This window comes from Streptomyces sp. (assembly GCF_036524955.1).
GTDB lineage: Bacteria > Actinomycetota > Actinomycetes > Streptomycetales > Streptomycetaceae > Actinacidiphila.
In genome coordinates, this window is sequence record NZ_DATDBG010000123.1 from 1 (window position 1) to 5,578 (window position 5,578).

A 5,578-nucleotide genomic window follows, 5' to 3' on the forward strand; every position below is an offset into this window, starting at 1 on the left:
GGCTTGTACGGCTCGGGCTGCCGAGGACTGGGCTGCCATGGCCCACCTCCCGTCGCGGCGCCACCGGGTCGGCACTGACCCTGCGGCGCTCTCAGCGGAAGCCGGAGCGGAGGCCGCATCCCCGCGCCCTGCGGCTGCGAGCGCGGAGACGCGGCATCCTGGCAGCGGCTCCCGCGGTACGTCCCGGGTCCGCTGGCTCCTCCGGCGTGTCCCGCGCCGCGGTGATCGTTGACGGACCCGACCTTCGGTGAATGTGTCCCATTGTGTGATTTCCCCCTTCGGGCCTTCGGTAAAACTGTCGGACGGCGCGCCCGGGCGATAACGTTCGTTCACGCTGTGGTACGCCGTGTCGTGCGGCGTCCAGAGCCGCAGCCCCGAGTCCCCGGCCCGTGGGCCGTACGCATGGAGGCATTGATGGGAGTGTCCGGACCGATTCGCGTCGTGGTCGCCAAGCCGGGTCTCGACGGCCACGATCGCGGGGCCAAAGTCATCGCGCGAGCGCTGCGCGACGCCGGCATGGAGGTCATCTACACCGGCCTGCACCAGACCCCCGAGCAGGTCGTCGACACCGCCATCCAGGAGGACGCCGACGCGATCGGCCTGTCCATCCTGTCCGGCGCGCACATGACGCTCTTCGCGAAGGTGGTCGAGCTGCTCAAGGAGCGCAACGCGGAGGACATCAAGGTGTTCGGCGGCGGAATCATCCCCGACGCGGACATCCCTCCGCTCAAGGAGCTCGGAGTCGCCGCGATCTTCACCCCGGGTACGTCCACGGGCGAGGTGGTGGAGTGGGTCAACGCGAACATCCGCCTGACCGCGGACGCCTGACCGCGGACGCCTGAGCGAGGGTTCCGCCCGCTCACGCGGTACCGCCTGACGCCGGGGTGCTCGCCCCCGGCGCGGGGGCCGGTACCGCGGCCTCCCGCGGTGCCGGGTGCGGCGGGGCGGGCGCCCGGCCGCGCAGCTCGGCCAGCATCACGGCGCGGAGCCGCAGTGTGCCGGTGAGCCGCTGGAACGCCTCCGACCAGTACGTGCTCGCGCCCGGCGCCCCGTCCGGCGGCTCCTCCGCCGCCGCGCTCAGCACGGCGACCTGCTCGGCCGCGGCCGGGTCGAGGCAGCGCTCGGCCAGGCCCATCACGCCGCTGAAACTCCACGGGTAGCTGCCGACGTCCCGGGCCACGTCCAGGGCGTCCACCACCGCCCTGCCGAGCCGGTCCGACCACGGCACCGCGCACACGCCCAGCATCTGGAACGCATCCGCCAGACCGTGCGCCGCGACGAAGTCCGCCACCCATGCCGCGCGCTCCGCCGCGGGCAGGATCGACAGCAGCTTCGCCGGGTCGCCGACCGCCGCGACCGGTGCGGCGGGGGCCGGCGGCGGACCGAGCAGCGCCCGCGCCCAGGCCGGATCGCGCTGCCGTACCGCCGCACGGCACCAGGCCGCGTGCAGATCCGGCTGCCAGTCGTCCAGCACGGGCAGGGCGATGATCTGCTCCGGAGTGCGGCCGGCGAAGAGGGCGGGCCACGTCGACAGCGGGGCAGTGTCCACCAACTGCCCCAGCCACCACGACCGTTCGCCCCTCCCGCTGGGCGGTTTCGGGGCCACCCCGTCCCGTTCCATCGCCGGATCGCACGCGTACGGCGCCTCGACCGTGATGCCGTCCGGACCGAGCGATACGCAACTGCGGGCCCGGGCCGCCATCCGTCCGGCCAGTGCGGAATCCGGCAGCGCGGACAGCAGCTCCGCGGCCGTCGCCCGTACGTTGCGGCTGCGGTCCGACAGGGCCTCGTCGAGAAACGGCTCGTCCGCCGCGGACAGCCCCGTACGCAGCGAATCGAGGAACATCAGCCGGTCCTCGGCGCGTTCGCTCCGCCAGGTCGAGGCCAGCAGAGTGAGGGCCGCCGACGGGTCGGCCAGCCGCAGCCGGGTGAGCAGGGAGACGCGCTCGGCGAACAGGCCCTCCTCCCACAGCCGTTCCGCGGCCCCCGGCTCCTCCGGGGCGCCGCCCGCCGTCACGCCACCGTGGCCGGCGCGCAGGGCGAACTTCCAGTCCGGGTTCAGCTCCGCCAGCCACAGGGCGCGCGGGCCCGCGAGCGCCAGGGCGTCCGCCCGCAGATCCGTACGTGCCCTGGCCGCGTCCAGCAGGGCGGGCAGCAGGTCGGGCGGCGCGGCGTAGCCCTCCTGGCGGGCCGCGGCGAGCCACTGCGGCAGCAGCTCGGTGAGATTCGGGGCGGCTCCCCGCCGCCCCCGCGAACCGTCCCCGGTACGGTCCGCCAGCAGCATCGCCAGCCTTCTTCGCGCCGCTTCCGGCAGCTCCGGCCGCAGGTCGGGCGCCGCCATCCTCGGCCGCTCGCCGGCCACCCCGGGCCGCGCCCCGGCCCTCCGCCGCACCACCCCGCTCGCCGCGGCGTCCAGCAACCCCGCTGCCGCTTCCTCCGCGTCCCCCACGACCCCGGGCGGCCGCCGCCGCTCCGTCCCGAGCAGCGCGCTTCCGACCAGGTCGTCCCACCTGACGTTCATTCCGATCCCCGTTCGTACGTTGTCCTGGTTCCGTGGTTTTTCTTGTCGCCCCGGTGCCTGCCGGTCCTGCCCCGCGGTCCCTCGGGGGCAGGACCGGCAGGCACCGGGGACCAGCCGCTCGGCTCCGGCTCCTGCTCCGGTTACAGGGGTATGGGCGCCGGAGATCCGCTCGACCAGGCGGTCAGGGGGCGGAGGCCCGTGGGGCCGAGTTCGCCGAAGACCGTGAGCGGGTGGCCGCCCGAGATCGCCGCGAGGCGCCAGAGGCCGGACATGCCGGACGGGGGCATGGTGACCGGAAGCGCGTCCTCGGTCGTGGCGTCGGCCAGTTGCCAGCGGTCGGGGCCGGGCAGGGGGACGACGGAGGAGAGGAGGACCGGCCAGGCGTCGAGCCAGGGGTCGTCGGCCAGGGCCGTGCCGTAGGAGGTGAGGGCGGGGCTGACCGCGGCGCCCGCCGGGGTGCGGTCCGGGACATGGGTGGTGTGCCGGGTGCCGAGGGCGGCGCGCAGCGGGACGGCTGCGGGGTGGTAGGCGAGCTCCGCGTCCAGCACCGTGCCGACGGGCAGGGTGAGCTCCGGGGCCCGCCCGGCCGCGCCGAAGGAGAGCAGCAGGGCGAACCGGCCGGCGTCTTCGTCGTGAAGCCAGATCCGGCGGGTGGTCAGCCGGTCGTCCGCCGTGTCGTACTGCGCGAGGATCAGCCACCGCCCTCGCACTGACGGCCCGGCCAGCAGCTCCGCGGTGTCGACGGTGAAGCCGACCCTCGTCCGAACGGTCTCCGCGAGCGGCGCCGGCAGCTGTTCGCGGCCGAGGAAGCCCCGGGTGAGCAGGTGGAGCAGTGCCGTCTCCTCCAGCATCCGCGACGGCCAGTCGCCGCCGGTGGCGACCACCGCCCCCAGTTCCCTCACCCGGGAGGCGAGCCCGGGTGCCTGTGCGTCGACCATCCGGGCGGCGATCTCGTCCCACTGCTGATAGCCGGCGCGGTCCGCCCCCGCGAGACCGCCGCGCAGCAGGTCGGTGAGCCGCTGCTCCAGCTCGGCGGCACCGCCCTCCACCCGCACCGCCCTGCGGTCCGACCGCCGCTTCGCCGCGTCGGGGTCCGCGGGACCGGCTGCCGCCCGGGGCGCCGACGACTCGGCCGCCTCCGCCTTCTTGCGCCGTGCCGAGGTCCACTGCTCCACCCAGTCCGGCTCCACCGCCGCGGTGACCGGCCCGGCCGCGCCCTCGGCCCACAGCAGCAGCAGCCCGATCGCGTGCTTGCAGGGGAACTTGCGGCTCGGGCAGGTGCAGCGGAACGCCGGACCGGCGATGTCCACCGCGGTCTGGTACGGCTTGCTGCCACTGCCTTTGCACAGCCCCCACACCGCTGTCCCCGCCACCCCCGTGCCGGACCACGGCACGGGCGTCGCGAGCCGCGCGCCCGCCTTGCGTGATGCGGCGTCAGGCGCGAGCGCCAGGACCTGATCCGCTGTCCACCGTGCTTCCGTCTCCATGTCCTCGACGGTAGAACCGACCACTGACAATCTCTCTGACCTGCGAAGATTGCTCACGGTGACCGATTGTCAGTGGTGGGGTGCATGGTGGAGAGCAGCACGGAACGCGAGGTCCTGCTGACAGATTTCGCCGTGCCTTCCGATGGATACGCGATGGATTTGACGACGCATTCACCACCCGAGTGGGGGAGAGCCATGACCACAACGACGGATGCCGGGACCGGCACCGAGCAGACGGCTGGGCCGGCCGGCGAACCGGTGGGCGCGCAGACGGCCGACCACGCCCTGCGGCCGCACGCCGAGGACGCCTTCGCGGACGAACTCGCCGCGCTCGCCGCGGCGGACGACCGCCCGCGCCCGGCCCGCTGGAACCTCTCGCCGTGGGCGGTCGCCACCTACCTCCTCGGCGGAACGCTCCCCGACGGCACCGTCATCACACCCAAGTACGTGGGTCCGCGGCGGATCGTCGAAGTGGCCGTCACCACCCTGGCCACCGACCGCGCGCTGCTGCTGCTCGGGGTGCCCGGCACCGCCAAGACCTGGGTCTCCGAGCACCTGGCCGCCGCGATCAGCGGCGACTCCACGCTGCTGGTGCAGGGCACGGCGGGCACCCCGGAGGAGGCGATCCGCTACGGGTGGAACTACGCGCAACTGCTGACGCACGGCCCCAGCCGGGACGCGCTCGTGCACAGCCCGGTCATGCGGGCGATGGCCGAGGGACGGATCGCCCGGGTCGAGGAGCTGACCCGCATCCCGGCCGACGTGCAGGACACCCTGATCACGATCCTGTCCGAGAAGACTCTGCCGATACCGGAGCTGGGCACCGAGATCCAGGCCGTCCGCGGCTTCAGCCTGATCGCCACCGCCAACGACCGCGACCGCGGGGTCAACGACCTGTCCAGCGCGCTGCGCCGCCGTTTCAACACGGTGGTGCTGCCGCTGCCGGCCACCGCGGAGGACGAGGTGGACATCGTGTCCCGGCGGGTCGACCAGATCGGCCGCGGCCTCGAACTGCCGGCTGCGCCCCGGGGCGCCGACGAGATCCGCCGCGTCGTCACCGTCTTCCGCGAGCTGCGGGCCGGCGTCACCGAGGACGGCCGCACCAAGGTCAAGTCCCCGTCCGGCACGCTGTCCACCGCCGAGGCGATCTCCGTCGTCACCAACGGCCTTGCCCTCGCCGCCCACTTCGGCGACGGCGTACTGCGGGCCGGTGACGTCGCCGCGGGCATCCTCGGCGCGGTCGTCCGCGACCCGGCCGCGGACCGCCTGATCTGGCAGGAGTACCTGGAAACGGTGGTACGGGAACGGGACGGCTGGAAGGACTTCTACCGCGCCTGCCGGGAGGTGTCGGTATGACGGTGCCCTCGCGTGCCTCGCGTTCCACCCGGCCGCCCGCGCCCGGCGGCGGTGCCCGGTCCGGTGCCGCGGGAGACCTGGTGCTGCTGGGGGTACGGCACCACGGCCCCGGTTCGGCCCGCGCCGTGCGGGCGGCGCTGGACGCGTACCGGCCGCAGGCCGTGCTCATCGAGGGGCCGCCGGAGGCCGACGCGCTCACCGCGCTGGCCGCCGA

Annotated in this window: 5 protein-coding genes; 3 read left to right on the top strand and 2 right to left on the bottom strand. The window is 74.4% G+C overall.

Features of this window, described 5'->3' with window-relative positions; translation table 11 throughout:
- Positions 1-414: 414 nt before the first annotated feature.
- Positions 415-828: a cobalamin B12-binding domain-containing protein gene (locus tag VIW71_RS10605; protein ID WP_331621837.1), complete on the top strand. Its 414-nt coding sequence runs from the start codon at positions 415-417 to the stop codon at positions 826-828.
- Between the two features lie 31 nt (positions 829-859).
- Here the strand turns inward: VIW71_RS10605 and VIW71_RS10610 are convergent, their stop codons facing one another.
- Both VIW71_RS10610 and VIW71_RS10615 read right to left on the bottom strand, forming a co-directional pair.
- The gene (locus VIW71_RS10610) at positions 860-2,521 is read right to left on the bottom strand and encodes a DUF5691 domain-containing protein (protein WP_331621838.1); all 1,662 of its coding nucleotides are present in this window, start codon (positions 2,519-2,521) and stop codon (positions 860-862) included.
- Positions 2,522-2,661: 140 nt separating this feature from the next.
- Positions 2,662-4,008 carry an SWIM zinc finger family protein gene (locus VIW71_RS10615; RefSeq protein ID WP_331621839.1) on the bottom strand — a complete coding sequence of 449 codons (1,347 nt, stop codon included), beginning with the start codon at positions 4,006-4,008 and terminating at the stop codon, positions 2,662-2,664.
- A 195-nt stretch (positions 4,009-4,203) separates the two neighbouring features.
- On the opposite strand from VIW71_RS10615, the gene VIW71_RS10620 reads away from it, so the two are divergent.
- Positions 4,204-5,364 carry an ATP-binding protein gene (locus VIW71_RS10620; protein ID WP_331621840.1) on the top strand — a complete coding sequence of 387 codons (1,161 nt, stop codon included), beginning with the start codon at positions 4,204-4,206 and terminating at the stop codon, positions 5,362-5,364.
- Positions 5,361-5,578, top strand: a 218-nt coding sequence (locus VIW71_RS10625) for a hypothetical protein (protein ID WP_331621841.1), incomplete at its 3' end; no start/stop codon positions are given. The genes VIW71_RS10620 and VIW71_RS10625, both read left to right, overlap by 4 nt.

What these genes read in the sequence shown, in the direction of transcription:
- VIW71_RS10605 (WP_331621837.1), top strand. Translation starts at nt 415, where the DNA reads ATGGGAGTGTCCGGACCGATTCGCGTCGTGGTCGCCAAGCCGGGTCTC.
- VIW71_RS10610 (WP_331621838.1), bottom strand. Translation starts at nt 2,521, where the DNA reads ATGAACGTCAGGTGGGACGACCTGGTCGGAAGCGCGCTGCTCGGGACG.
- VIW71_RS10615 (WP_331621839.1), bottom strand. Translation starts at nt 4,008, where the DNA reads ATGGAGACGGAAGCACGGTGGACAGCGGATCAGGTCCTGGCGCTCGCG.
- VIW71_RS10620 (WP_331621840.1), top strand. Translation starts at nt 4,204, where the DNA reads ATGACCACAACGACGGATGCCGGGACCGGCACCGAGCAGACGGCTGGG.